Below are 26,558 nucleotides of genomic sequence, written 5' to 3'. Positions count from 1 at the left end.
CTCAGCCGAGGTGCACGCGGACGGGGCCGTCGGCCGTGACGACGACCCCGTCCCCGGTGCGGACGGCGCGGGCGCCGGGGCCCTCCGCGGTGACCGGGGCGTCGGTGCGCAGCACGATCCGCGCCCGCGGTCCGGCGGGCGCGTCGAAGCCGAGGACTCCCGTCCCGACGTGGTCGATCTCGGCGTTCGCCGCGAACACCTCGACCCCGCCGAGCCGCAGGCCGCGGGCGAGCAGGTAGCCGGTGTGCGGGGCGGGCTCGAGGTCGATCTCCTCGCCGTCGAGCACGATCCGCACGCGCGGCCGGTAGCCGGTGACGTTGAGCAGGTGCAGCATGCGCCCGCCTTCCTCGTCGCGGGTGCTGAGCGCGAACACGCCGGGCACGTCGCTGGTCAGGGCCAGGCCCCGGCCGGATCCGAGCGACTCGAGCAGCTCCCCGAACAGGCGCGGGTGCGAGGGCAGGCCCGCCGCGAGCAGCACCGCGCGGCCCGTCCCGACGGTGACGTCGGCCCCGCAGACCTCCCCGTCGACGGTGCGCAGCAGCGCGGTGCCCGCGGGCACCCGCAGCTCCTGGAACCAGGACACGCGGGTCTCGCCGAGCGCCGCCGCCGCGGCCTCCCCGCGCACGGAGGGGTAGTGGTGCGGCGAGTCGCGGCGCAGCTCCCCGGCCTGCACGCCGAGGGCGCGGGCGAGGATCCGGCAGGGGCGGCCCTCGAGGTCCCTCTCGGGCAGCGGGCCCAGCAGGAGCAGGCTCCCGCCCGCCTCCACGTGCTCGACGAGGTGGCTCTGCACGAGCGGGTCGAGGTGGCGGGAGGCGGCGAGCATGAGCACGCGCCGGCCCTCGCCGTCCGGCCGCGGCCGCGGGCGGCGCAGGTCCACAGCGTCGAAGCGGTGCCCGCGCAGCAGGGCGCTGCGGGCGAGGGCCTTGCGCTGCCCGGCGCCGCGGTGCGCGCGGAGGTCCTCGACGACCTCCTGCATGAGCGCGCTGCGGGGGTGGGCGTACTCGGTCGCGTAGGAGTCCACGACGAAGCCGAGGGCGAGGTCGTCGAGCTCCTCGACGGCGCTCGCGAGGTGCCGCTCGTGCAGCAGCAGGCGCGAGATCGACGCGGCGAGCGGCGCGTAGGCGGGCCCCTCGAGCCCCTCGGGGGTGATCGGGGCGGCGAAGCCGTGGCGCTCGCCGGTGAAGGCGAGGCGGTCGTTGCCGTCGCCCAGGGGCTCCTCGAGCGGCGGGTTCACGCCGCCCGCGAAGAGGTAGTGGTTCAGCAGGCGGTTGCCCTGGGCGACGAAGAGGCGGGACTTCAGATCCGCGGTGGAGGGCTCGGCGAGACGCTCGTACCCGTCCCCGTAGTCGCCGGTCCCGGCCTCGAACTCGAGGGAGGTGAGCGGCTGGTCCTCGTCGTGGACCGCCTGCTGGAGGGCGTTCATGACGTAGAGGTCCGTGGTGGTGTCCAGGGTCATGTCGCCCGTGTAGTGGTCCGAGCCGGAGACCATGCCGGGCAGGCCGGCGTAGGTCTCCTCGAGCTGGCTGATGCCGATCCCGAAGGGCTCGCCGGAGCCGTCGCCCGTGCCGTGGATGTTGATGAGGAAGGGCACGCCGGTGATCCCGCGGGCCTCGGCGGCCGCGCGCAGACGGCCGACGTAGCGGGCGAAGCGGCCGCGCATGAAGCGGGTGAAGTCCACACGCAGCGGCCCGGCCCAGGCCTCCTCGGGGCTGCGCACGGCGCGCGCCCAGGCGTCCGCCCCCTCCGTGATCGCGGGGTAGGTCCCAGCGGCGTCCTCGCGGTGCTCGAGGATCCAGGTGCGGAGGTCCGCGAGCAGGTGGTCGGTGAGGTCGGGGGAGTTGGAGACCCAGGCGAGCATGCCGATCTCGTTGTCGAGCTGGACGGCGATCACGGGGCCGCCGCGGGTGGCCAGCCGCGGGGCGAGCACGGGCAGGACGGCGTCGTACCAGCGCTCGGCCTCGATGAGGAATGCGGGGGCGAGGTAATCGACGGCCGCGGTGGGAGCGGGCGTGCCGTCCCAGCCCACGGGCACGATCTCGGGGTGCTCGCGGTAGAGGCGGTGGGGGAGGCCCTCGTTCTTGAGCTCGGCCATCTGGAAGGGGCCGGGACGGGCGATGAACCACAGCCCGGCCTCCGCGCAGAGGTCGACGAAGGCGCCGAGGTCCCGCTCGGGGCGGGTGTCCCCGGTGACGTCGAGGTCGCCGCCGGGCAGCTCGTGCCAGATCCAGGGGAGGTAGCTCGCGACGGCGTTCGCGCCGGCCGCGCGGAGCTGCTCGATGCGCGCGGCCCACTGGTCGCGGGGCAGGCGGAAGTAGTGGATCTCCCCGGCGAGGACCAGGCGGGGCCGGCCGTCCACGAGGATCCGGCGGCGGTCGATGGTGATCATGAGGGTGTCCCGTCCGTGGCTGGGTGGCGTGGGACCAGGGACCCCGCCGTCAGGTGGGCGACGTGGACGCGGGAGGCGTCCTCGTCTACCGTGAGACTATGTAAGCGCTTCCATTCCGGGAGCGCAAGCACGAGGCCACCAGGCGGGACCCCATGACCCCCGCCCCGGACCCCACCCGCAGCACACGCCCCAGGAAGGTGAGGAGCATGCATCGGACCCCCGATCGCGCCGCCACCATCTACGCCGTCGCCCAGCGCGCCGGCGTCTCCACCGCGACGGTCTCCCGCGCCCTCGGCGGCAGCGACAAGGTCGCCCCCCGCACCCGCGAGGCCGTCCTCGTCGCCGCCCGCGAGCTCAACTACGTGCCCGACGGCGCCGCCCGCGCCCTCGCCGGACGGCGCACCAACGCCCTGGGCCTCGTGCTCCCGCACATCGACGGCCCCTACTACGCCGCCGTGCTCGTCGGCTTCGAGATGGCCGCGAGCGAGATGGGCCTCTCCGTCGTCCTCGACCTCGCCGGCCCGGACACCGACCCCGACCGCGCCGTGCGCCGGCTCGCCGGGAACGTGGACGGCGTCGCCTTCATGGCCCGCAGCGCCGTGGACGACGCCCTCATCACCGAGATCGCCGCCCGCCGTCCCGTCGTCGTCGCCGCCCGCGGCCGCATTCCCGGCCGCGACGCGCTCTACGCGGAGAACACCGTCACCGCCGCCCGCCTCACCGCGCACCTCATCGAGACCGGCCGCCGCCGCCTCGCCTTCGTCGGCCGCCCCGAGCCGGACTCCGACATCGGCGCCCGCCACGAGGGGTTCCGCAGCGCCCTCGCCGACGCCGGCCTCGAGCCCGTCGCCACCTTCGCCGTCGACCCCGTCGAGGAGGAGGGGGCCGAGGTGGCCCGCGAGCTGCACTCCGAGGGCCTCGACATCGACGCCATCGTGTGCGGCAACGACGAGCTCGCCCTCGCCGTCCAGCACGAGCTGCAGGACCTCGGCGTCGACGTCCCCGCGAAGATCGCGGTCGTGGGCTGGGACGACGTCCACGCCGCCCGCTACGTGCGCCCCGACCTGACCACCGTCGCCCAGCCCGTGGAGGAGCTCGGGGCGCTCGCCGCGCGCCGCCTCGCCGAGCTCGTGGACGGCGCCGACCCCGACCCCGAGCCCGTCGTGCTCGACTCCCGCATCGTCCACCGGTCCAGCTGCGGCTGCGCCGCGCCCGGCGACGGCGAGGAGCTGACCCCCACCCCCGCTCCCCAGGAGACCCCGTGACCCCCTCCACCACCGCCGTGCGCACCCTCCCGGTGACCCTCGAGCGCACCGAGGCCGGCGACGCCGCCCGCCTCGACGCCGCCGGCCTCAGCCTGCTCCAGTACCCCGCGACCGCCGCCGGCTCCGGCCCCGCGGGCGTGCACCTGCGCCACCGCCGCCCCGGCGACGCCGCCTGGACCGCCGCCCCGCTCACCGGCCCCGCGAGCGGCGGCACCATCACCGCGGGCGGCACCGTCACCACCACCCACGGCGACCTCACCGCCCGCACCCGCCTCGCCGCCACGGCCGACGGCGCCGGATGGGCCTGGACGATCGCGCTGCGCAACGACGGCGCCGAGGCGGTCGAGGCGGACCTCCTGCACACCCTCGACGTGGCGCTGACCGCGATGGACGCCGTGCGCCGCAACGAGCAGTACGTCGCCCAGTACCTCGACCTCACGCCCGTGGACCTCCCCGGCGGCACGCTCGCCCTCGCCGTGCGCCAGAACATGCCGACCGGCGACGTCCCCTGGGCCGTGATCGGGGCCGACGCCCCCGTCGCCCAGTGGGGCACCGACGCCCTCCAGCTCGTGGACCGTGCGACCGGCTCCGGCCTCGACGCCGCGCTGGACCTGCCCTCCGAGCGGCTCCAGCACGAGCACACCCTCGCCGGCCTGCGCACCGCCGCCGTGACCCTCGCCCCGGGCGAGGAGCAGGTGACCAGCTTCTGGGGCGCCGTCGTCGCGGACCACCCCGAGGCGACGTCGGCGGCGGACGCCGATCTCGTGCTCGCCGTGCGCGAGGGGCTCGAGCTCCCGGCCCTCCCCGCCGCGGAGCCGGGCACCCCCCTCGCCGCGAGCCTGCTCGCCCTCGCCGCCGAGCTGCCCGTCCACCCCGGCGACCGCGCCCTGCTCGAGGAGCTCGCGGGCGGCGAGCTGCGCCTCGTCGAGGAGGGCCGCTCCGGCCTGCTCTCCGGCTTCGGCCCCGCCGGGCACGTGGTCAGCGCTGCGAAGGAGCGCGGCGTGCTGCGCCCCCACGGCCACATCCAACAGGCCACCGCGGGCGCCGTCGCCGATCTCGCGACCGTCGCCTCGACCGTCTGGATGCGCGGCGTCTTCTGCTCCCAGCTCACCGAGGGGCACGCCTCGAGCGGCGAGACCACGACCGTGCGCCGCTCCTACCTGGGCCTCGAGCGCCGCAGCGGCGTGCGCCTGCTGCACCGCGCCGAGGGCGGCGACTGGGAGCTGCTCGGCGTGCCCTCCGCCTGGTCGACCTCCGCCGCCGCGAGCACCTGGCGCTACTCCACCGAGCACGGCGGGATCGAGGTGCGCTCCGCCGTCGAGCTGCCCGGCGCCGCCCGGATCACGATCACCTCGACCGCCGGCGAGCTGCTCCTCGTCGTCGACGGCTCCGAGGAGCTCGCGCTGCAGGTCACGGCCGACGGCGCGCCCGTGCCGGTGGACGGCGACGCCGCCCTGTTCGCCGACGCCCGCGAGCACGGCAGCGGCCTGCGCACCGCCGCCCTCGGCACCGCCCGCACCGCCGAGGTGCTGCTCGGCACCTCCCAGCCCGAGCCCGCCTACGCCCCGCGCCTGCCCGCCCTCACGGGCGCCGCGACCGTCGAGGGGGAGGCGATCGGCGAGATGCTGCCCTGGCTCGCCCAGAACGCCGCCGTGCACTTCCGCTCCCCGCGCGGCCTCGAGCAGTACAGCGGCGGCGCCTGGGGCACCCGCGACGTGTGCCAGGGCCCGCTGGGCCTGCTGCTCGCGACCGACGAGCCCGCGGCCCTCCGCAGCACCCTGCTCTCCGTGCTCGGCGCCCAGCAGGAGGACGGCACCTGGCCGCAGTGGTTCGACTACCTGCCCGGCCACGCCGGCCCCGGCCTGCGCGACAGCCACGGCGACGTCGTCTACTGGCCGCTGCGCGCGCTCGGCGAGTACCTCGACGCGACAGGGGACGCGAGCATCCTCGGCGAGACCGCCCCCTGGGTGGGGGATGCCGCGATGGGGGCGCCCACGAGCGTGCTCGACCACCTCACCCGCGCCGTCGCCCACATCGAGGGCGCCCGCACCGAGGACCCCCGCCTGCCCGCCTACGGCCACGGCGACTGGAACGACTCCCTCCAGCCCGCGCGGCCCGAGCTCGCCCGCCACCTGTGCTCCACGTGGACCACGGAGCTCGAGATCACCGCCCTCACCGGCCTCGCCGACGCCCTCGCCGAGCACGCCGGCGAGGAGACCGCGGCGCTCGTCGAGCGCTGCCGCACGATCGCCGCGGGCGCCGCGGAGGCCTTCGCGGAGCTGCTGCTCGTCGACGGCGAGCTCGCCGGCTACGGCTGGCTCGAGGAGGGGCGCCTGCGCCACCTCGTGCACCCCACCGACACCACCACGGGGCTGCAGCACGGCTCCCTGCAGATGATCCACGCCCTCACCGACGAGCTGCTCACGCCCGAGCAGGCCCGCCACCACCTCGACCTCATCGACGAGCACCTCGCCGGCCCCACCGGCGTGTACCTCTTCGACCATCCCGTCGAGTACCACGGCGGCGTCATGGAGGTCTTCCAGCGGGCGGAGACCGCGACCTTCTGGGGCCGCGAGATCGGCCTCATGTACATGCACTCCCACCTGCGCTTCATCGAGGCGCTCACCCGCCTGGGCGAGGCGGAGCGCGCCTGGCAGGAGCTGCTGAAGGCCGTCCCGATCGGGGTCACCGAGCGGATCCGCGGGGCCCGGCCCCGGCAGGCGAACTGCTACTACTCGAGCTCCGACGCCGTCTTCCCGGACCGCTACGTCGCCGCCGAGAACGGCGCGGCGCTGTTCGAGGAGTCCACGGGCTTCGAGGGCGGCTGGCGCGTCTACTCCTCCGGCCCGGGGCTGCTGCTGCGCCTCGTCGTCGAGGACGTGCTCGGCGTGCGCGCCCGCGCCGGCCTGCTCGAGGTCGACCCGGTGCTGCCGGCCGCGCTCGACGGCACCACCGCCGAGGTCCCCTTCGACGGCGGCATGCTGACCGTGCAGGTCACCGTGGGGGAGACGGGCTGCGGTGTGCGCTCCCTCCGGATCGACGGGCAGGAGATCGACCTCGCGGGCGAGGGTGTGCGCGGCCTCGAGCGCCGCTACCGTGCGGCGGGCGTCGCGATCGACCGCGGCCGGGTGCGCGCGGGCACCCGCCTCGAGGTCGTCACGAGCTGACGGGCATGCGGGACCGGCCCCGGTCGGTGATCGCGAACCAGGCGATCTGACCGGGGCCCGGCCGCCTCCCGATCCCGCCGAGCGCGGACCACAGCGCCGCCACGTGCTCGATCGATGCGGCCTGTCCCTCAGCAGCAGCGACGAAGCCCTGCTCGCCGATCGAACCGGCCTCGAGGTCCCCGCGGGCCACGAGCCGGGCGAGCGCCGCCGCGCCATGGCGGGCGATCTCCCGCGGGTCCCGCACGCCGCGCTCCACGAGCTCGGCGACGACGTCCCCCGGGGTCACCCAGTCGTCGAGCCCCGCCTCGAGCACCGCGAGCTCGACCTCGTCCGGGTCGCTCGCCGCCCACGCCGCCATGGCCGCGGGGGTCGCGAAGCGCGGGGCAGGATCCCCGGGACGCACGCCGATCCGGCCGTCCTCCGCGGCGGCGAGGGCGGAGCCGTCCGGAAGGGCGAGGCCCCAGGGCGCGGCGACCGCGAGCGGCATCGGCCGGCCGCCGTCCGCATCGGCGAGCAGGAGCGTCAGCGTCCCGTCGGCGGCGAGCACGCTCGAGGTGACGAAGGCGCCCAGCACGCGGGCGTCGTCCCTGGTGGGAGCGCCGCTCGGCCCCCGCAGGTCACCGTGCAGCACGGCCGCGCGGCTCGTCACCAGGACGGGTTGCGGCGCCGGGTCGGCGGCCTCCACCCACTGCCCGGTGAGCGCCGTCAGCAGCGGATGCTCGTCGTCGATCATGCCCCCATGGTGCCCTGTGCCGGGCTGGATTCCTGGGGCATGGACCTCGACCTCCTCACCCGTGCGCGGCTCTCGACGATGATGTTCCTGGAGTTCTTCGTCTGGGGCGCCTGGTTCGTCACCCTCGGCACCTACCTCGCGACCGATCTGCAGGCGAGCGGCAGCCAGATCTCCCTCGCCTTCCTCACCCAGTCCCTCGGCGCGATCCTCGCCCCGTTCATCGTGGGCCTCATCGCGGACCGCTTCTTCGCGGCCCAGCGGATCCTCGGCGTGCTGCACGTGGTCAGCGCCGTCATGCTGTTCCTCGCGGGGCGGCAGGAGGAGTTCGGGCCGTTCTTCGTGCTCGCGCTGCTCGCGATGGTGTCCTTCATGCCCACCCTCGCGCTCGCGAACTCGATCTCCTTCCGGCGCCTCGCGAGCCCCGAGAAGCAGTTCCCGTCGATCCGCGTGTTCGGCACGATCGGCTGGATCATCGCGGGCCTGCTCATCGGCTGGCTCGGCTGGGAGGCGGGCGGTGCGCTCGCGAACACCTTCGTCATGGCCGCGATCGGCTCGGCGTTGCTGGGGATCTACGCCTTCACCCTCCCGCACACGCCGCCGCAGCCGCCGCAGCCGGCGCAGGGCCGCGCGACCGTGCGGGACGTGCTGGGCCTCGACGCCCTCGCCCTGCTGAGGAGCCGCTCCTTCCTCGTCTTCTTCCTCTCCTCGATCCTCATCTGCATCCCGCTGGCCTTCTACTACAACTTCACCAACCTCTACCTCAACGAGATCGGGGTGAGGTCCGCGGCGGCGGTGCAGTCCCTCGGGCAGGTCTCCGAGGCGCTGTTCCTGCTGATCATGCCGCTCATGCTGAAGAAGCTCGGCATCAAGTGGACGCTGCTGATCGGCTCGCTGATCTCCGGGCCCATCGTCGACGCCTTCCTCGCCTCCGACGGCACCCACGCCTGGCGGGCGATCCGGCTGATCCCCGCCGCGCTCGCCGTGGGCGTGGCCCTCTTTTCGCGTCCCTGTTCCGCGAGAAGCAGGGGACGGGGCCGGAGGTCAGGACCGCCGGCCCAGCCGGATCATCGCCCAGCTGATCGGCGGGAGGGTCGCCCGCAGCGTGCCGTCCTCGATCCGGGCCCCCGCGAGCGGGCGGGGGAGGACGCGGTCGGGATCGTCGGCCGTGTTGACCGCGTACGGGTCCTCGTCGTGGAGGACCACCGCCTCCTGGACCGCGAAGTCCTCCCCGAACGCGCCGAGCGGCACGGTGACCTCGAGGTCCTGGCCGCGGCTGCGGCTCACGGCGAGCACCACGAGGGAGCCGGTCCCCTCGTCCCAGGTCGCGACCGCGTCGAGCACGGGGCTCGTGCCGCCGCGGCGCGGGTTCGCCCGCTGCGGCGACTCGCTCACGGTCGTGAGCACCTGCCCGCTCACGTGGCGGGAGGTGAGGGCGAAGGGGTGGAAGATCGTCTGCCGCCAGGCGGGGCCGCCGGGCACGGTGCGGATCGGGCCCAGCACGTCGACCAGCTGCGCCTGGGAGGCGGAGGCCACGCGGTCCGTGTGCCGCAGCAGGGAGATCAGCAGGTTGCCGACGACGACGGCGTCCTGCGCGGTGTAGGTCGACTCGGCGAAGGCGGGCGCCTCGGGCCAGTCCTCGCCGCTCGGGTCCTCCCCGGCGTCGCCGCCGCGGCTCGCGTTCGTCACGTTCCACTCGTCGACGCTGATCATGATCCGCTTGGAGTGCTTGCCGAGGGTGCGGGCGTGGTCGCAGGCGGCGACGACGGCGTCGAGGTAGTCGTCGAGCTCCTCGGCGGCGGCGAGCACCGCCTGCTCCCAGGCGCCGAAGGTCGGCATCGAGGGGAAGGAGGAGCCGCAGGCGACGAGCTCGAGGTCGGGGTCCATGCGGCGCATGGCGCGCGCGGGCTCCGCGGCGAGCCGGCCGTACTCCTCGGCGGTCTTGTGGCCGATCTGCCAGGGGCCGTCCATCTCGTTGCCGGGGCACCACATGCGGATCCCGTAGGGCTCCTCGTGGCCGTTCGCGGCGCGGGCATCCGCCTAGGCGGTGCCGGTGGGGGCGTTCGTGTACTCGAGCACGTCGAGCGCCTCCTGCGTGCCCCGCGTCCCGAGGTTCACCGCGGACATCGGCTCGACCTGCGCCTTGTCCGCCCAGGTCATGAACTCGTCGAGGCCGAAGGCGTTGGTCTCGGTGGAGTGCCAGGCGAGCTCGAGGCGCCGCGGCCGCTGCTCGACGGGGCCGACGCCGTCCTCCCAGAGGTAGCCGGAGACGAAGTTCCCGCCGGGGTAGCGGACGCTGCTCACGCCGAGCTCGCGGGTGAGGGCGAGGACGTCGGTGCGCAGGCCGTCGGCGTCCGCGAGCGGGTGGCCGGGCTCGTAGATGCCGGTGTAGACGCAGCGGGCCATGTGCTCGACGAAGCTGCCGAAGGTGCGCCGCCGCACCGGTCCCACGACGTGCGCGGGGTGGAGATGGATCGTGCCGTGCAGGGCCATCGGTGACCCCTCGGGCCGCGCGGCGTCGGAGGCGCGACCGGGTCGTGTGCATCGACCCTAGTGGGACCTGCGGACGCCGGGCCAGGGATGCCCGCTGCGCGATAGGTTCGACCCATGCCCCAGTTCAGCGCCGACCCGGCACCTGACCAGCATTCGTCCCCGCTCCGCGTCGGCATCGTCGGCACCGGCGGCATCTCCCGCGCCCACGCCCCCGGCTGGGTCGAGGCGGGCGCCGAGCTGCACTGCCACAGCGTCGCCGGCGCGGAGGAGTTCGCCGCGCAGTTCGGCGCGCGGGTTCACGCGGACCTCGGCTCCCTGCTCGCGGCCGTCGACGTGGTCGACGTCTGCACCCCCACTCCGGAGCACGGCGCGATCGTGCACGCTGCGCTCGACGCGGGGCTCGACGTGGTCTGCGAGAAGCCGCTCGCGCTCACCGCGGAGGAGGCCGACGATCTCGTCGCGCACGCCGAGCGGGCGGGCCGACGCCTGCTGCCCGCGCACGTCGTCCGCTACTTCCCGCAGTACGCGGCCGCGAAGCGGGCGATCGACGCGGGCGAGATCGGCGAGATCGCCGTGCTGCGCTTCGAGCGCACCGGCTCCTTCCCGCGCCAGCCCTGGTTCGGGGACGAGTCGCTCTCGGGCGGCATCGTCATGGACCAGATGATCCACGACATCGACCAGGCGCTGTGGATGGCCGGCCCGGCCGTCGCCGTCCACGCCCGCCAGCACACGGCCGCCGCGACGGACGAGGTGCGCACCGCCCACGTGGTCCTCACCCACGCCTCGGGCGCGATCAGCCACTGCCGCGGCCTGTGGGGCGCTCCCGGCACCGCGTTCCGCTACACCTTCGACCTCGCCGGCTCCGGCGGCTGCCTGCGCTACGACTCCGCGGGCGACTCCGGCATCACCTTCGACGCGGTCGCCGCGGCCCGCCAGGCCTCCGGCGACGGCTTCCTGCCGGAGGTCACGACCTTCCCCAGCCCCTACGCCGAGGAGATCCTCGACTTCGTGGCGGCCCTGAGCAGCGGCGGCGCCGCGCGCGTGGACGGGGCCGACGGCGCCGAGGCCGTGCGCGTGGCCGGCGCGGCCCTGCAGTCCCTGCGCACCGGACGGAGCATCGCATGCTGACCCCCACCCCCCTCCGCGTGGCGCTCATGAGCTGCGCGCACACCCATGCCGCGGGCTACGCGGCGCTGCTCGAGGCCCGGGCGGACGTCGACCTCGTCGTCGCGGACCCGGACGGCTTCGGCAACGTGAGCGCCCGCAGCCTCGTCGGCTCCTACGAGGAGGCCTGGGACCGCTGGGCCGACGGCCCCGAGGCGATCGTTGTGACCAGCGCGAACGCCCACCACCGCGACCTCGTGCTCGAGGCCGCGCGGCGCGGTGTGCACGTGCTGTGCGAGAAGCCGCTCGCGACCACCGTCGCGGACGCCGAGGAGATGGTCGCGGCCTGCCGGGATGCGGGCGTCGTGCTCATGACGGCCTTCCCCGTGCACTTCTCCCCGGCCGTCGCGGCGCTCCGCACGGCGGCCGCCGACGGCACGCTCGGTGAGGTCATCGGCCTGACCGGCACGAACAACGGCAAGCTGCCCGCGGGCCGCGACTGGTTCAGCGACCCGGAGCTCGCAGGCGGCGGCGCCCTCGTGGACCACACGGTGCACCTCGCCCAGATCCTCGACTCGCTGCTCGGCGAGCCGGAGACGGTCCACGCCGTCACCAACCGGATCCTCTGGAAGGACCGGGCAGGGGACGCGGAGACCGGCGGCCTCGTCACCCTCACCTACCCCGGCGGCCTCGTCGCGACGATCGACTGCTCGTGGTCGCAGCCGGCGGACGCCCCCACCTGGGGCGGCCTCACCCTGCAGGCCGTGGGCACCGGCGGGCAGCTGCAGATCGACGCCTTCGCCCCGCACGTGGGCGGCCCCGGCCGCTGGCTGCCCTACGGGACGGACCTCGACGCGGCGCTGCTCGAGGCGTTCCTCGGCGCCGTGCGCGCCGGTGAGGCGGTCGAGCCGACGGGCGAGGTGGGCCTGCGCACCACGCGCGTGGTCGCCGCCGCCCAGGAGTCCGTGCGCACGGGGCAGCCCGTGCCGCTCGCCTCGCTCTAGCCCGCCGCGCGCCGTCGGGCGGTCGCCAGCGCGATGAGCGCCGCGATGACGACCGCCCCGACGGCGAGCACGCCGCCGCCCACGAGCACGGTCCCGGTCACGCCGATCAGGGAGCCGAGCACCGCGAGGGTGATCCCGTTGCCGGTGCGCAGACCCGTGGTGAGCATGCTGTAGACGCCGATCACGCGGCCGCGCTGGTCGACCGGCGCGCGCAGCTGCACGACGGCCTGGCCGATCGTCATCGAGGCCATGTTCGCGACGCCGCCGATGACGAGCGCGAGCACGGTGACGAGGTAGCTCGGCGAGGTCGCCACCACGATCGTGGTCACCCCGAAGAGGAAGGTCGCGACGACGGCGGCGCGGGTGCTGGGCCGGATCACGCCCGTCGCCTCGAGCAGCACGCCGCCCACCACGCCGCCCACGCCGTTCGCGAAGAGGAGCAGGCCGTAGGCGGCGCCCGCGTCCCCGGCGCCGAGGGCGTCGGCGAGGGAGGGCATGGCGACCTGGAGGGAGGAGCCGACGCCCACCGCGATGAGCCCGCCCAGCGCGATCATCGCGACGAGCACGCGGTCCCCGGCGACGGTGCGCAGCACGGCGAGGGAGCGCAGCGGGCCGAGCCGCTCACGTCGGACCACGCCGTCGCGCGTGTGCCCGGTGTAGGGGGTGCGCAGCATGAGCAGGGTCATCGGCAGGTAGAACAGGACGTTCACGAGGATCCCGATCGCCGGGCCCAGGGCGAGCAGCAGCGCGGAGCCGACGATCGGCCCGGCGAGCACGCCGAGGCTCTTGAAGGTCGCGTTCAGCCGCACCGCACCGGGCAGCTCCCGCGGCTCGGCGAAGTCGTGGAGCATGAGCTGCTCCGCCGGGCCCCAGAGGGCGCCCGCGCAGCCGTGCAGCACGAGCAGGATGCACGCCTCCCACATCGTCAGCGTGCCGGTGAGGAAGAGGACGCCCCAGGCCACGGAGACGAAGGCGAACAGCCCCTGGGCGATCTGGATGATCCGACGGCAGTCGTGCCGCTCGGCGAGCTCGCCGAACCACACCGAGCACAGCAGGAACGGCAGCCAGTGGCTGATCACCTGGAAGCCCACGAGCGCGGGGGAGTGGAAGGCCTGCCAGAGGAACCAGTAGGTGATGACGTGCTCGATGTTGTCCGCCATCATCGAGAGGCCGGCGGTGAGCAGGTAGGGCCGCGAGTGGGGGTCGCGGAGGGCGCCGAAGCGGCGGGGCGCGGTGGTGGTCGTGGGAGGCTCCTCAGCTCGGCGCGGGCCCCGTTATCCTATGGGAAGCCCGATCGGCAGTCCGGACACCGGGAGCCGCCGCCCCGCCCGAAGGAGCCGCCCCTTGGCCATCCGACGACAGGTCCTGCGCGACGAGGTCGAGGAGCTCATCCTCCAGCGCCTCCTCGAGAACCGCTGGGCCCCCGGCTCCCGCCTCAGCATCGACGGCCTCGCCCGCGACCTTGAGGTCTCACCCACCCCGGTGCGCGAGGCGATGGTGGCCCTCGAGCGCTCCGGCCTCGTGGAGTACGTGGCGCTGCGCGGCTACGTGGTCGCCCCGCCGCTGGACGCCGAGCACATGACCGAGCTGCTCGACGCCCGCAAGGTCGTTGAGTCCGCGGCCCTGGGTCGCGCCTTCACCCAGTGGGACGCGCTCGTCGCCGATCTCGAGGCCGCGCACGCCCGCCACGCCGAGGTGCTCGCCCAGATCGACGCCGCGGGCGCCGAGGACTACGAGCTGCTCAACGAGCACTTCCGGGCGGACTGGGCCTTCCACCAGGTGTTCTTCGCCCACGCGGACAACCGCTACCTGCGCACCATGGTCGAGAACCTCAGCACCTACAGCCACCGCATGCGGCAGACCTGGTCCGGCGGGCCCGAGACCTTCGACGGCCGCGTGGCCCACGAGGAGCACGGGATCGTGCTGGAGAAGGTGCGCCAGCATCATCATGACGGGGCGCTGCAGGCCCTCGCCGCGCACCTCGACGCCGTGCTCGCCCGCTCGCTCAGCGCAGCGGAGGACTGACCCGCACCGGCTCGCCCTGGGCGAGGCGCACGCGCAGGAACTCGGCGTGCACGTCGAGCTCCCGGGTGACGCCCGAGACGAGCCGGCCCTCGACCTCGTCGAGCCTCATGGCGAGGGCGTCGAGCTGGGCGTCGATGCTGCGGAGGTTCGCGAGCGCCGTCTGCCGCGGGCCGTCGCCGGGGGCGGTGAGGAAGCCGGCGTTGTCCTCCGCGGCGCGCACAAGGTCGGGGACGTAGCGCTCGGCCATCCCCTCGAGAAGGAGCACGTCGTCGTCCCAGGGGCGGCGGGTCCGGAGCGCGGGGCTCGCGACGAGCGCGTCGATCCGCAGCAGCAGCGTCTCCGCGCGCCGCAGGACGGGCCGCACGGTGCGGTCGCGCACGTGCCGGCGCACCCGCTGCAGGTCACGTCGCCGACGGCGGGTGGTGCGCACGATCCCCTCGAGGGCGGGGAGCGTGCCCTCGGGCATCGCGAGGCCCGAGTCCTGCAGGCGCACGGGGGCGGCGCGACGGTTGCGGAGGGCGAGGCCCAGGGCGCCGCCCACGAGCACGCCGACGCCGAGGCCGGCGAGCAGCGGGGCGAGCAGGGTGCCGCCGCCGATCAGGCTCGCGACGCCGAGGGTGAGGAAGCTGCCGATGCCGAGCACGAGCCCGGCGGTGACGGGCACACCGATCGTGAGCCATCGGCCGCGTCGCCGCGGCCGGACCCGGAGCGTGCCGGTCCGCTGTGCCATGGTTCCCCCTGACCTCGCCGTGCGGACAAGGATACGACCGCTCCCCGAGAGGGCTCTCAGGACCGCCCGGCGATCGCGAGCAGCTCGAGGTAGCCCTCGAGCTCCCATGCCGTGCGGCCCACGAACAGGCCGGTCACGTGGTCGATGCCGAGCAGATCCGCGGCATTGCCGAGGTTGACGGAGCCGCCGTAGAGCAGCCCGGCGACGCGGCGGGTGTACTCCGCGCCGAGGGCGGCGAAGGGCTCGACGAGCTCCTCGACGGTGGCGGGTCGGCCCTTCTCGCCGATCGCCCAGATCGGCTCGTAGGCGATGACCACGCGCGCGAGCTCCTCCTCGGAGAGGCCCTCGAGGGCGCCCGCGGCCTGCTCGAGGATGAACGCGCTCGAGCCGCCGGCCTCCTTCACCCCCGCGCTCTCCCCGATGCACAGCAGCGGGGTGAGGCCGTGGCGCAGGGCCGCGGCGACCTTGAGCCGTGTGGTCTCCACGGTCTCCCCGAAGTGCTCGCGGCGCTCGGAGTGGCCGATCTCGACGATCTGCGCGCCGGCGTCCTTCGCCTGCGGGACGGAGACCTCGCCGGTCCAGGCGCCGGTGTCCTCCCAGTGCGCGTTCTGCACGCCGAGCAGCACGGGGGAGTCCTCGCCGAGGATCTCCCGCACCGTGGTGGTGGCGGTGAAGGAGGGGATGACGAAGGGCTGCACGCCGTCCGGGACGGTGTCGAGGTGCTCGCGCAGCCCCTCCGCCCAGGCCCGCGCCTCGGTGAGGGTCTTCGTCATCTTCCAGCTGGTGCCCACCCACAGCGTGCTCATGGGGATCAGGCCTGCTCGAGGGAGCCGTCGTAGGCGCAGATCGCGTCGACCTTCTCGGCGGAGGAGGAGGTGGGGTCGAACTCGAGGTCGAGCCACACCTTCACGAGCTCCTTGGCGAGCTCGAGGCCGATGACGCGCTCGCCCATGCAGAGGATCTGCGCGTTGTTCGAGAGGACGGAGCGCTGCACGGAGTACAGGTCGTGGGCGGTGACGGCGCGGATGCCGCTCACCTTGTTCGCGGCGATCGCGACACCCAGGCCGGTCCCGCAGATGAGCAGGGCGCGGTCCGCCTCGCCGGCGGCGACCTTCTCCGCCGCGGCGACGGCGACGTTCGGGTACAGCTCGCCGTCCTCGCGCCCGCCGACGCCGACGTCGGTCACGGACTCGACGCGCGGGTCGTTCTCGAGCAGCTCCTTCAGGGCGGACTTGTGGCCGTAGCCGGCGTTGTCGGATCCGGTGACGATGCGCAGGGCCATGGTGATCTCCTCAGGGGTGGTGGTGCTGGTCAGGACGTCAGGACAGGTGCTCGCCGAGCTCGGTCATGAGGATCGAGAACGAGATCGCGCCCGGGTCGGGGGTGCCGAGCGAGCGCTCGCCCAGCACGCGGGAGCGGCCGAGGCGGGCGGTGATCTCCGCGGTCGCGGCGGCCGCCTCGCGGGCGGCGCCCGCGGCCTCGAGGATCGCGGCGGCCGGGTTCTCCCCGGTGAACGCCTTCTCCAGGGTGGCACGGAAGGGGACGGCGGCGTCGACCATGGTCTTGTCGCCCACCTGGGCGCCGCCGAGGCGCAGCACCGCGTCGATGCCGGAGTCGAGCGCGTCGACGACGGTGCGCGGGGTGGCGCCCTCGTCGTCGGAGCAGACGCCCGCCGCGGCGGTGAGCGCCGCGCCCCAGAGCGCGCCGGAGGTGCCGCCGGCGGACTCGGACCACGCCTCACCGGCCCGGACGAGCAGGGTGCGCGCGCCGGCGCCCTCGTCGAGCGCGGCGCGGGCGGCCTTCGCGGCGCCCGTGGAGCCGTAGGCCATGCCCTGGCCGTGGTCGCCGTCACCGGCGATCTGGTCGATGCGGCCCAGCTCGGCCTCCTCGCGGGCGCAGACGGCCTGGAACAGGTCCAGGACGTCCGCGACCTTCGCGGCGGTCGCGCGGGAGTCGTCGCTCGCGGCGGGGACCGGGTCCGCGCCGGGGGTCCAGTAGCTCTCGCGCTGCTCGCGCTCGACGGGTGCGACGGCGCCGCGGCGGTAGGCGGGGGTGTCGACGGGCGCGAGCCAGTGCTGCTCGAGCTCCTCGTCGAGGAAGACGAGGGTGAGGGAGAGACCGGCCATGTCGAGGCTCGTGATGAACTCGCCGACCTCGGGGCGCACCGGGGTGATGCCGGCGGTCTCGAGCAGCTCGGCGACCTTCGCATAGACCACGAAGAGCTCCTCGTACTTCACGGTGCCGAGGCCGTTGAGGATCACGGCGGCGCGACCGGAGGATCCCTCGGGCCGCTCGGCGAGCAGGCCCTCGACGAGCAGGGTCGCGATCTCGTCGGCGGAGCCGACGGGCTCGTCGCGCACACCGGGCTCGCCGTGGATGCCGAGGCCCACGCCCATCTGGCCGGCCGGCACGTGGAAGAGGGCGTCGTCCGCGCCGGGGAGGGTGCAGCCGTCGAAGGCGACGCCGAAGGAGCGGGTGGCGTCGTTGGCCTTCCAGGCGATCCGCTCGGCCTCGTCGAGGTCCGCGCCGGCCTCGATCGCGGCGCCCGCGATCTTGAAGACGGGCAGGTCGCCGGCGATGCCGCGGCGGTCGCGGTGCTGGTCAGGGGTGTTGGAGACGATGTCGTCGCTGACCTTGACGATGCGCACGTCCACGCCCTCGGCCCGGAGCTTCTCGGCGGCGAGGCCGAAGTGCAGCACGTCCCCGGCGTAGTTGCCGAAGCCGAGGATCACGCCGCCGCCGTTCTCGGCGTTGCGGGCGACGGAGTACACCTGCGAGGCCGACGGCGAGGCGAAGACGTTGCCGCACGGGGCGCCGTGCCCCATGCCGGGGCCCACCCAGCCGGCGAAGGCGGGGTAGTGGCCGGAGCCGCCGCCGATCACGAGGGCGGGCTGGCCCTTCGGGGTCAGCGTGGGGCGCACGACGCCGCCGTGGACCTCGGCGACGTGCTCGGGGTGGGACAGGGTGAGACCCCGGACCGCCTGGGCGGCGAACTGGGCGGGGTCGTTGTAGAGCTTCGTCATCGGGAACTCCTGGGCGGGCGCCGGCGGCGGTGCGGCGCGGTGGACGGGGCGGGGTCGTCGTCGACCGCTCGGGGCGTGGGGACGACCCGTCGACGGAGACGATCCTATAGGAACATGCGGCGCGCGGCGAGACGGCGGGAAAGTTCTGCTCCTACCTGCTCGGATGCTGCCGCAGGGTGGGCGCGGCAGGAGAGGTTCGAGCGGCCTCGGCGGGGTCGACGAGAGCCGCGGGTCGCCACCTCGCGAATCTTCCTATAGGATTCCCGACGACCACGTCAACGAGGAAGGCACCTGATGCTCACCGCTGAGAACTGGCCGATCGGCGCCAACATGCTGTCCTTCGGCAGCACCACCCCGGACGGCACTCCCACCCTGGAGGCCTCGTCCTCGGTCTGGGCCTCGCAGCTCCGACAGGTCAAGGAGCTGGGCGTCGACCAGATCGACCCCACCGACGCCTGGCTGCCGCTCGCGAAGCTCTCCGACGAGCGCCTCGAGGAGTTCCGTCGCGTGCTCGACGGCGAGGGTCTGTCCCTCTCCTCGATCTCCATGACCCGCAGCTCCGTCGTGGACGTCGAGAACGGCGAGCAGAACCTCGCCGACGCCCGCCGCTTCGTCGAGCTCGCCCCGAGCTTCGGTGTGACGGTCGTGAACACCGGCTTCATGCAGGCCACGACCCCGGCGCAGAACGACTCGGTGTGGTTCTGGCTCGAGGACGGCCACCACGACGACCCGGCCCTGCGCGACCTCGCGATCGAGCGGATCCGCGAGCTCGGCGACCTCGGCCAGGCCAGCGGCGTGCAGATCAGCCTCGAGATGTACGAGGACACCTACGTCGGCACGGCCGACGACGCCGTCTCCTTCCTGGGCGACGTCGACCACGCGAACGTGGGCCTGAACCCGGACATCGGCAACATCGTGCGCCTGCACCGCGAGGTCGAGCCCTGGCAGGACATGTTCGAGAAGGTGCTGCCGCACGCGAACTTCTGGCACATCAAGAACTACTCGCGGGACTTCGACCCGGCGACCGGCGCCTACGCGACCGCACCGACCCCGCTCAAGTACGGCTACATCAACTACCGCCAGGTGATCCGCCGCGCCGTCGAGCTCGGCTACACCGGCCCGTTCTGCTGCGAGCACTACGGCTCGGACTCGCTCGGCGTCATCGCCGAGAACGTGCAGTACGTGCGCCAGGTGCTCACCTCGGCCCTCGCCTGACCCCGATCCCCTCGTCATCACCCTGCGAAGGAGCAGCAATGACCAGCACGTTTCCCCAGAAGCGCACCGCCGTCGTCACCGGGGCGGGCGCCCCGCGCGGCATCGGCCGCCACGTCGCCCGCGCCCTGGCCGCCGCCGGCTGGGACGTCGCCGCCCTCGACATCGACGAGGCCGCCGTGCAGGAGTTCGCGGCGGAGCTCGCCGCCGAGTCGGGCCGCACGGTGATCGGCGTCGGCGTCGACATCTCCGACAAGGACTCCGTGGAGGCCGCCTTCGCGGTGATCGACCGGGAGCTCCCGCCCGTCATCGCCGAGGTGAACCTCGCCGGCATCCCCAGCCCGCACTCGATCTTCGAGCTCGACGGGGAGACCTGGGACCGCGTCATGAACGTCAACGCCAAGGGCACCCTGTTCATGATGCAGGCCGCGGCGACCCGCATGATCGAGGGCGGTCACGGCGGCCGCATCGTCAACACCGCCTCGATCACCGCCTACGACGGCGGCGGCACCTTCTCCAAGATCGGCTACGCGGCGGCGAAGGCCGCCGTGCTGGGCCTGACCCGCGGCGGCGCCCGTGAGCTCGGCAAGCACGGGATCACCTGCAACGCGATCGTCCCGGGCCCGATCGACACCGACATCATGGGCGGCACCCTCACCGACGAGCGCAAGGCCGGGATGTCCGCCGACATCCCGCTGCAGCGCGTCGGCCAGCCCCAGGAGGTTGCGGGCCTCATCAAGTTCCTGACCAGCGAGGACTCGAGCTTCGTCAACGGGGACTCGGTCTTCGTCGACGGCGGCAAGCACATGGTCTGACCGGCCCCCCACACTCACCAGATATCCCATAGGATCACTGCTGTCGCCGCGGCGAGAGACACCGGGCACGACCCGGGCCCGCGGCCCAGCACAGACGAAGGAGTCCCCCAGCATGACCATCTCCACCGTGACGATCGTCGGCGCCGGCTACATGGGCGGCGGCATCGCCCAGGTCCTCGCGATCGCCGGCCTCGACGTGACCCTCGCCGACGTCAGCGTCGAGACCGCGAACGCCTCCCTCGAGCGTCTCCGCAACGAGGCCCGTGAGTTCGAGGCCCAGGGGCTCTTCGCCCCCGGCAGCGCAGACCTCGTCGAGAAGAACATCTCCGCGGGCAGGACCATCGAGGAGGCCGTCGCGGACGTCGACCTCGTCGAGGAGGCCGTCTTCGAGCGGCTCGACGTCAAGCGCCAGGTGCTCGGCCTCATCTCCGAGCACGCCCGCCCCGACACGATCATCGGCACCAACACCTCCACCATCCCGGTGAAGGAGCTCGAGAGCGCCGTGAAGCACCCCGAGCGCTTCCTCACCGTGCACTTCTCCAACCCGGCTCCCTTCATCCCGGGCGTCGAGCTCGTCGCCGGCGAGGCCACCACGCCGGAGACCGTCGCGGCCGTCAAGGCGCTGCTCGAGCGCTCCGGCAACCAGGGCGCACAGGTCGCGGACACCCCCGGCATGGTCCTCAACCGCCTGCAGTACGTGCTGCTCAAGGAGGCCATGTCGATCGTCGAGGAGGGCGTCGCCACGAAGGAGGACGTCGACACGATCGTCCGCACGACCTTCGGCTTCCGCCTGGGCTTCTTCGGCCCCTTCGCGATCGCCGACCAGGCCGGCCTCGACGTCTACGCCAACTGCTTCGAGACCTTCGAGAACGCCTTCGGCGAGCGGCTCGCGACCCCGCAGCTGCTGAAGGACGCCGTCGCCGCGGACCGCAAGGGCGTGAAGAACGGCGCCGGCCTGCTCGGCACCTACGACGAGGCCACGAGCGCCGAGCTCGTCGCCTACCGCAACAACGCCTACGCGAAGATGTCGCAGCTCCTCGCCGAGCTCGGCCCCGCCCCCAAGGCCTCCTGACCCGGGCCTCCACCCCAGCAGCACCCTGACCGCCGCCGGCGGGCCATGCGCCCGCCGGCCCGGCGGCGCATCCCCCTGCCCTACTCGCCCAGAGGATTCATCGTGGAATCATCCGCCCAGATCGACGAGCGCCAGCTCATCTCCAAGATCACCTGGCACATCGTGCCCTTCGTCATGGTCCTGTACACGATCGCGTACATCGACCGCTCCGTGCTCGGCTTCGCGAAGACCCAGATGTCCGCGGAGGTGGGCCTCAGCGACGCCGCCTTCGGCCTCGGCGCGGGCCTGTTCTTCCTCGCGTACTTCCTCTTCGAGGTCCCCTCGAACTACATCCTCCCCAAGGTCGGGGCCCGGAAGTGGTTCGCGCGGATCCTCTTCACGTGGGGTCTCATCACGGCCCTCACCGCGCTGACGAACTCGACCGGCCTGTTCTACCTGCTGCGCTTCCTGCTGGGCGTCGCCGAGGCCGGCTTCTACCCGGGCGTGCTGTTCTACCTGACCTTCTGGTTCCCGCAGCGCCACCGCACCAAGGCCACCGGCACCTTCGTGCTCGCCGCCCCGATCGCCTTCCTCGTCATGGGCCCGCTCTCCGGCGTCGTGCTCGAGCTGAGCTGGTTCGGCCTGCAGGGATGGCACTGGCTGTTCATCCTCGCGGGCGTCGTCGCGATGATCGCCGCGGTCCCCACCCTGCTGTGGCTGCGGGACACCCCGCGCTCGGCCCCGTGGATGTCCGACGCGGAGGCGACCTGGATCGAGACCGAGCTGGACAAGGACCGCCTGCTCTACGGCCAGGAGTCGCACGCGAACCCGCTGCGGGCCCTGCGCTCGAAGTACGTGTGGGTGTTCGCCCTGCTCTTCTTCCCCTCGACCGTCGGCATCTACGGCCTGAGCTTCTGGCTGCCCACCGTGATCAGCGCCTTCAGCGATTCCTCCGCGGAGACGGGCTGGCTCGCCACGATCCCGTACGTCTTCGGCGTGATCGGCATCTTCGTCACCTCGCGGCTCGCCGCCCGCATGAGCGAGAACTGGATCCCGCTCATCGTCATCTACGTGGGCGCGGCGATCGGCATCCTGCTCGCCGCCGTCGCCCCGCCGGGGCCGCTGCAGATCGCGGCCATGTCCATGGCGGCGTTCTTCCTCTACGCGGTCGCCGGCGTGTTCTGGGCGCTGCCCACCCGCTACCTCGTGGGCGCCACCGCGGCCGTCGGCATCGCGTTCGTGAACTCCTTCGGCAACATCGGCGGCTTCGTCGGCCCCTACGTGGTCGGCGCGGTCTCGGACGCGACCGGCAACCCGGTCAACGGCATGTTCTTCCTGGGCGCGGTCCTCGTGCTCGGGGCGATCGGCGCCGCGATCGGCATGCGCGCCTGGGCCGGCCGGAACCCGGTCGAGGCCACCCCGGGCGTCCAGCCGGACGGCACCCGCGTGGACACGTCCGTCTGAGGTCGCTCCCGCAGCACGCAGGCGGCCCCTGCTCCCGAGTCACCGGGGCAGGGGCCGCTCACGTGCGCCGGCTCAGTCCTCGATGGACAGGTTCGTGCGGGTCCCGCCCTCGAGGGTGCGGCCCTCGGCGGCGTCGTGCTGGAGCCGCTCGACGTACGGGTGGGCACGCCCCACCTGCTGCTCGAGGGCGTTCACGGTGGTCAGGAAGTTCTCGTTGGCCTTCGCGCGGAAGGCGTCGATCCCGTCCATGGTCGTGAAGAGGTTGTCGAAGGCGCGCTGCAGCGTCTCGGGGGAGACGCCCGAGGTGGCCGCCTGCTCCTGGATGCGCGCCGTGTTCTGGGCGAGCATCTGGGAGGTGCGGTCGATGAGGTCGTTCGTGGTGCGGTTGACCGCGTCGATCTGGTCGAGCACGATCTGCTGGTTCTCGAGCGCCTGCGCCGTGATGACGGCGGTGCGCAGCGCGGTCACGGTCGTGGTGCGGGCCCGGTCCACGCCGCGCGCGAGCTGGGTGTTGTTGTCCTCGATGAGGCCCATCGAGAGGTAGGCCTGGACGGTCACGGCGATCTGGGTGGCGACGTCCTGGCGGCGCTGGCGCACCGCGAAGAGCACGTCCCGCTCGAGACCGTCGGCGACGTCGGCCCGGCCCTCCGCCCGCGCCTGCGCGGCCCGGTCCACGACCTGCGAGTCGAGCTGGCCCAGCAGGTGGGAGGCCTTCTGGAGGTTCTGGAGGTCCTCCCACAGGGCGCGGCGCTCCACGGCGAGCTCGGCGTTGTCCCGCTGCAGCATCTCCTGCCCGCGGCCCAGCGCCTGGAGCACCTCGTCGAGCTGCTTCTGGTTGGACTCGAAGCCGCGGAAGTAGCGCTTCGCGGCGCCGCGGCCGGGCAGGAACGACAGCGCCTTGGTGGCGAAGGTGTCCGGCTTCGGCGCGAGGTCCTCCATGCGGGTGCGCAGCTGGACGAGGCTCTGGGCGACCTTCTCCTGGGCGCCGCCGTCGCGGGCGTCCCGCATCGACTGCTCCATGAAGCGGGAGCTCGAGGCGCCCGTGCGCTCGAAGGTCTTCTTGGCGACCGCGCCGATCGCGGCGACCTGCGCGCTGAACTCCTGCGAGTGCGGGTTCAGCGCGGAGACCTCGTCGATCCAGCTGCCGGCCCGCTGCTCGAGCTCCTTCGCCTGATCGGCGGGCAGGTCGCTCAGCAGGGAGACGGCCTTCTCCTCGCTGAGCTCCTCGACGGGCGCCGCGGCGACGATCTCCGGCTCGGGGGTGGGCGGCTGCAGCTTGTCCATGGCTTCTCCTGGTCTCGTGCGGGTCAGAGGTCGATGGTCGGGGTGACGTGGTGGTCCGCGAAGCGGGTGCGGAGGAACTCGGCGTGCACGTCGAGGGAGCGGGTCACGCCGGCGACGAGGTCCTTCTCGATCTCCTCGAGGCTCTCGCCGAGCACGGTGAGCTGGTCGTCGATGCCGCGCAGGTTCGTCAGGGCCTCCTCGCGGGCGGTGCCCGCGAAGGTCGCGAGGAACCCGGAGGTGTCCTCGACGGCGTCGAGCAGCTCGGGCACGTAGCGGTCCGCCATGCCCTCGAGCAGGGCGAGGCCGCCGTCGGACGGTCGCCGCGACTGCACCTCCTCGGTGCGGGCGAGCGCCTCGATCCGGGTGTAGAGGTCCTCCGCGCGGCCCAGCACGGGGCCGACGGCCGCGTCGCGGCTGCTCGCGCGCAGCCCCGCGATCCGCTCGTGGCCGGCGGCGGCGTCGCGCAGGATCGCCTCGAGCAGGGTGCGGGTGCCGTCGGCGACCTCCGCCCCGGCGGGCTCGAGGAGCGGCGGCTCGGGGCGCAGGGCGCGCAGGCCGACCCCGCTGCCGCCCGCGGCGACCACGCCGACCCCGGCGGCGAGGGCGATCCCGCCGATCCCGCCGATGCCGAGCAGGAGGGTCGCGGTGCCGGCGAGCACGCCCAGCAGGAGCGGCAGCCCCAGGCCGAGCAGGCGCCCGCGGCGCGGGGCGCCGGGCGTGTGCACGGTGCCCTCGGGGGGCTTCTCGACCGGCCCCCACAGGTCGCGGCGCTCCGCCGTCGCCTTCCAGGGCAGGTCCTGCTCCCCGGGCGCGGTGGGCCCCGGGTCCGGGCGGTCGCTGCTGTCGGTCACGGTCACCCCGGTCCTGGTCGAGGGCGGAACCCCCCGAGCCTATCGCCGCCCCCTGGGGGTACGCCCGGAGCCTCCCGGACGCGGCCCGGGTGCGGCATGATCCCTGGAGTGGACATCCTCCTTCTCGTCGTGGGCCTCGCGGTCGCCACCCTCGTGGGCACCGCGCTCGCCGAGCGCCTGCGCCTTCCGCCGCCGATGGTGCTGCTCGCCGTCGGCCTCGTCGGCTCGTTCCTGCCGATGATCCCCGCGGTCGAGCTCTCCCCGGAGCTCGTGCTGTTCGGCCTGCTGCCGCCGCTGCTCTACTCGACCTCGCTGCAGACCTCGATCCAGGACATCAAGGCGAACATCGTCCCCGTCCTGCTGCTCTCCGTCGCGCTCGTCGTCCTCACGACGCTCGGCGTCGCCGCCGTGGTCATGGCGATCATGCCCGACGTCGGCTGGCCGGTCGCGATCGCGCTCGGCGCCGTCGTCGCCCCGCCGGACGCGGTCTCCGCGAGCGCGGTGGCCCGACGGATCGGTCTGCCCCGGCAGATCGTCACCGTCCTCGAGGGCGAGTCGCTGCTCAACGATGCGACGGCCCTGGTCTCCCTGCGCACCGCGATCGCCGCGATCTCCGGCACGGTCGCCGTCGCCACCATCGCGGAGGACTTCGTCGTCGCCGCGGGCGGCGGGCTGATCATCGGCCTGCTCGTCGCGCTCGTCGTCGTGCAGGTGCGCCGGCTCGTCCACGATCCGCTCATCGACACCGGCATCTCCTTCGTCATCCCCTTCGCCGCCTACCTGGTCGCGGAGGAGATCGAGGCCTCGGGCGTCATCGCGGTGGTCGTCGCGGGCCTGCTGATCGGCCACAAGGCACCGATCGTGCAGACCTCCGCCTCCCGCATCACCGAGCGGGTGACCTGGACGAGCATCGCCTACCTGCTCGAGCACGCCGTCTTCCTGCTGATCGGACTGCAGGCGGCGAGCATCGTCGCGGGCCTCGACGGCAGCGTCTCCGCGCTCCGGGCGATCGGCTTCTGCCTCGCCGTGCTCGCCGCGGTGATCGTGCTGCGCGTGCTGTGGGTGAGCCTCGTCCACGGGATCCAGAACCTCACCCGGAAGGACCGGGACCGGGAGCCGTGGTCCCATGCGCTCGTCGTCTCCTGGGCCGGCATGCGCGGCGTCGTGACGATCGCGGCGGTCTTCGTCATCCCCGCCTCCGTGCCGCACCACGACCTGCTCGTGCTCGCCTCGCTCACGGTCGTGCTCGGCACGCTCTACCTCCAGGGCCTGAGCCTGCCCTGGCTCACCCGGCTGCTGCGGGTGCGCCCCGAGGACCCGGCCGTCGAGGCCCTCGCCCGCGCGACCGTGCTGCACAAGGCGGGGGAGGCCGGCCTCGCCGAGCTCGAGACCTGCGCGGGGGAGACCCCGGAGGACGTGATCGCCGGGGTCCGTGCCCGCGTGGACCAGCGCAGCTTCGCCGCCTGGGAGCGGCTGTCCACCTCCTCGGACGACGAGACGCCCAGCCAGGCGTACACCCGCGTGCGGCGGAGGATGCTGCGCGCCGAGCGCACGAAGGTGCTCGAGATCCGCAGCAAGGGCAGCACGCCGTCCCACGTGATCCGCGAGGTGCTCGGCATGCTCGACCTCGAGGAGTCGATGCTCGACGAGGCGGAGGGCGCGCACGGCGACATGGTCGCGACCGGCGCCGGCGAGGGCGGCTGGTGCGAGGAGCTGCAGGCCTTCCCCATCGCGGAGACGCCCGAGGACCCCGTGTGCGCGAGCTGCGTGGCCGAGGGTGCCCGCTGGGTCGCCCTGCGCCAGTGCCTCGAGTGCGGGCACGTGGGCTGCTGCGACAGCTCCCCGGCACAGCACGCGACGAACCACTTCCACGACACCGGCCACCCGGTCATGCAGTCCGCGGAGGCGGGCGAGACCTGGCGCTGGTGCTACATCCACCACGCGACCGCCTGAC

General features: G+C 73.7%; 19 protein-coding genes and 2 pseudogenes. 11 read left to right on the top strand and 10 right to left on the bottom strand.

The features are described from left to right. Nucleotide 1 precedes the first annotated feature (1 nt). Nucleotides 2–2,386 carry a beta-galactosidase gene (locus tag C1N80_RS02555; protein WP_137769348.1) on the bottom strand — a complete coding sequence of 795 codons (2,385 nt, stop codon included), beginning with the start codon at nt 2,384–2,386 and terminating at the stop codon, nt 2–4. Between the two features lie 206 nt (nt 2,387–2,592). On the opposite strand from C1N80_RS02555, the gene C1N80_RS02550 reads away from it, so the two are divergent. Continuing rightward, a complete protein-coding gene (locus C1N80_RS02550) occupies nt 2,593–3,651 on the top strand; it encodes a LacI family DNA-binding transcriptional regulator (protein WP_137769347.1) in 1,059 nt (352 codons plus the stop codon). Then, nucleotides 3,648–6,818 carry a GH36-type glycosyl hydrolase domain-containing protein gene (locus C1N80_RS02545; RefSeq protein ID WP_137769346.1) on the top strand — a complete coding sequence of 1,057 codons (3,171 nt, stop codon included), beginning with the start codon at nt 3,648–3,650 and terminating at the stop codon, nt 6,816–6,818. Before C1N80_RS02550 ends, C1N80_RS02545 begins: the two co-directional genes overlap by 4 nt. Here C1N80_RS02545 and C1N80_RS15720 read toward each other — a convergent pair. Beyond that, nucleotides 6,808–7,551, bottom strand: a complete 744-nt coding sequence (locus C1N80_RS15720) for a hypothetical protein (protein WP_137769345.1) — start codon at nt 7,549–7,551, stop codon at nt 6,808–6,810. The genes C1N80_RS02545 and C1N80_RS15720 overlap by 11 nt on opposite strands. Between C1N80_RS15720 and C1N80_RS15975 the strand changes: the two are divergent. Beyond that, a pseudogene (locus tag C1N80_RS15975) lies at nt 7,534–8,484 on the top strand (MFS transporter); the annotation flags it as partial. The gene C1N80_RS15720 and the pseudogene C1N80_RS15975 overlap by 18 nt on opposite strands. A gap of 108 nt (nt 8,485–8,592) precedes the next feature. Here C1N80_RS15975 and C1N80_RS02530 read toward each other — a convergent pair. Then, nucleotides 8,593–10,041: pseudogene (locus tag C1N80_RS02530) on the bottom strand (alpha-N-arabinofuranosidase). Nucleotides 10,042–10,155: 114 nt separating this feature from the next. Between C1N80_RS02530 and C1N80_RS02525 the strand changes: the two are divergent. Both C1N80_RS02525 and C1N80_RS02520 read left to right on the top strand, forming a co-directional pair. Continuing rightward, a complete protein-coding gene (locus C1N80_RS02525; protein ID WP_137769344.1) occupies nt 10,156–11,169 on the top strand; it encodes a Gfo/Idh/MocA family protein in 1,014 nt (337 codons plus the stop codon). After that, complete coding sequence (locus C1N80_RS02520) at nt 11,163–12,149, top strand: Gfo/Idh/MocA family protein (protein ID WP_137769343.1); 987 nt, start codon at nt 11,163–11,165, stop codon at nt 12,147–12,149. Before C1N80_RS02525 ends, C1N80_RS02520 begins: the two co-directional genes overlap by 7 nt. Here the strand turns inward: C1N80_RS02520 and C1N80_RS02515 are convergent. Beyond that, nucleotides 12,146–13,309: an MFS transporter gene (locus tag C1N80_RS02515; protein ID WP_240811204.1), complete on the bottom strand. Its 1,164-nt coding sequence runs from the start codon at nt 13,307–13,309 to the stop codon at nt 12,146–12,148. The two genes, C1N80_RS02520 and C1N80_RS02515, sit on opposite strands and share 4 nt — an antisense overlap. Before the next feature lie 184 nt (nt 13,310–13,493). On the opposite strand from C1N80_RS02515, the gene C1N80_RS02510 reads away from it, so the two are divergent. Then, nucleotides 13,494–14,174 carry a GntR family transcriptional regulator gene (locus C1N80_RS02510; RefSeq protein WP_137769341.1) on the top strand — a complete coding sequence of 227 codons (681 nt, stop codon included), beginning with the start codon at nt 13,494–13,496 and terminating at the stop codon, nt 14,172–14,174. Here the strand turns inward: C1N80_RS02510 and C1N80_RS02505 are convergent. From C1N80_RS02505 to C1N80_RS02490, 4 genes are read right to left on the bottom strand one after another with little or no spacing between them, the layout of a single operon-like run. Continuing rightward, entirely contained in the window at nt 14,155–14,904 is a 750-nt protein-coding gene (locus C1N80_RS02505) for a hypothetical protein (RefSeq protein WP_137769340.1), read from the bottom strand. The genes C1N80_RS02510 and C1N80_RS02505 overlap by 20 nt on opposite strands. A gap of 56 nt (nt 14,905–14,960) precedes the next feature. Continuing rightward, on the bottom strand, nt 14,961–15,710 hold the full coding sequence (locus tag C1N80_RS02500; protein ID WP_137769339.1) for a triose-phosphate isomerase: 750 nt from the start codon (nt 15,708–15,710) through the stop codon (nt 14,961–14,963). 5 nt (nt 15,711–15,715) lie between these two features. Further along, entirely contained in the window at nt 15,716–16,186 is a 471-nt protein-coding gene (locus tag C1N80_RS02495; protein ID WP_137769338.1) for a ribose-5-phosphate isomerase, read from the bottom strand. Between the two features lie 37 nt (nt 16,187–16,223). Continuing rightward, on the bottom strand, nt 16,224–17,927 hold the full coding sequence (locus C1N80_RS02490; RefSeq protein ID WP_137769337.1) for a dihydroxyacetone kinase family protein: 1,704 nt from the start codon (nt 17,925–17,927) through the stop codon (nt 16,224–16,226). A 294-nt stretch (nt 17,928–18,221) separates the two neighbouring features. Between C1N80_RS02490 and C1N80_RS02485 the strand changes: the two genes are divergently transcribed. The 4 genes from C1N80_RS02485 (at nt 18,222) to C1N80_RS02470 (ending at nt 22,469) form a co-directional block, all read left to right on the top strand. Next, nucleotides 18,222–19,142, top strand: coding sequence for a sugar phosphate isomerase/epimerase (locus C1N80_RS02485; RefSeq protein ID WP_137769336.1), 921 nt, complete (start codon nt 18,222–18,224; stop codon nt 19,140–19,142). A gap of 38 nt (nt 19,143–19,180) precedes the next feature. Then, nucleotides 19,181–19,954: an SDR family NAD(P)-dependent oxidoreductase gene (locus tag C1N80_RS02480; RefSeq protein WP_137769335.1), complete on the top strand. Its 774-nt coding sequence runs from the start codon at nt 19,181–19,183 to the stop codon at nt 19,952–19,954. Between the two features lie 112 nt (nt 19,955–20,066). Continuing rightward, complete coding sequence (locus C1N80_RS02475; RefSeq protein ID WP_137769334.1) at nt 20,067–21,026, top strand: 3-hydroxyacyl-CoA dehydrogenase family protein; 960 nt, start codon at nt 20,067–20,069, stop codon at nt 21,024–21,026. Nucleotides 21,027–21,128: 102 nt separating this feature from the next. Continuing rightward, nucleotides 21,129–22,469 (top strand): MFS transporter, encoded by a 1,341-nt coding sequence (locus C1N80_RS02470; protein ID WP_168197996.1) that lies wholly within the window; start codon nt 21,129–21,131, stop codon nt 22,467–22,469. A 72-nt stretch (nt 22,470–22,541) separates the two neighbouring features. On the opposite strand, the gene C1N80_RS02465 is transcribed toward C1N80_RS02470, so the two are convergent. Continuing rightward, nucleotides 22,542–23,753 carry a toxic anion resistance protein gene (locus C1N80_RS02465; protein ID WP_137769332.1) on the bottom strand — a complete coding sequence of 404 codons (1,212 nt, stop codon included), beginning with the start codon at nt 23,751–23,753 and terminating at the stop codon, nt 22,542–22,544. A gap of 23 nt (nt 23,754–23,776) precedes the next feature. Beyond that, a complete protein-coding gene (locus tag C1N80_RS02460) occupies nt 23,777–24,604 on the bottom strand; it encodes a hypothetical protein (protein WP_240811203.1) in 828 nt (275 codons plus the stop codon). Nucleotides 24,605–24,712: 108 nt separating this feature from the next. Here C1N80_RS02460 and C1N80_RS02455 point away from each other — a divergent pair, with 108 nt between their 5' ends. Further along, nucleotides 24,713–26,557, top strand: a complete 1,845-nt coding sequence (locus tag C1N80_RS02455) for a Na+/H+ antiporter (RefSeq protein ID WP_137769330.1) — start codon at nt 24,713–24,715, stop codon at nt 26,555–26,557. Nucleotide 26,558 lies beyond the last annotated feature (1 nt).

The organism is Brachybacterium sp. SGAir0954, from assembly GCF_005490785.1.
GTDB lineage: Bacteria > Actinomycetota > Actinomycetes > Actinomycetales > Dermabacteraceae > Brachybacterium > Brachybacterium rhamnosum.
This window is presented reverse-complemented; position numbering and strand designations above follow the sequence as displayed.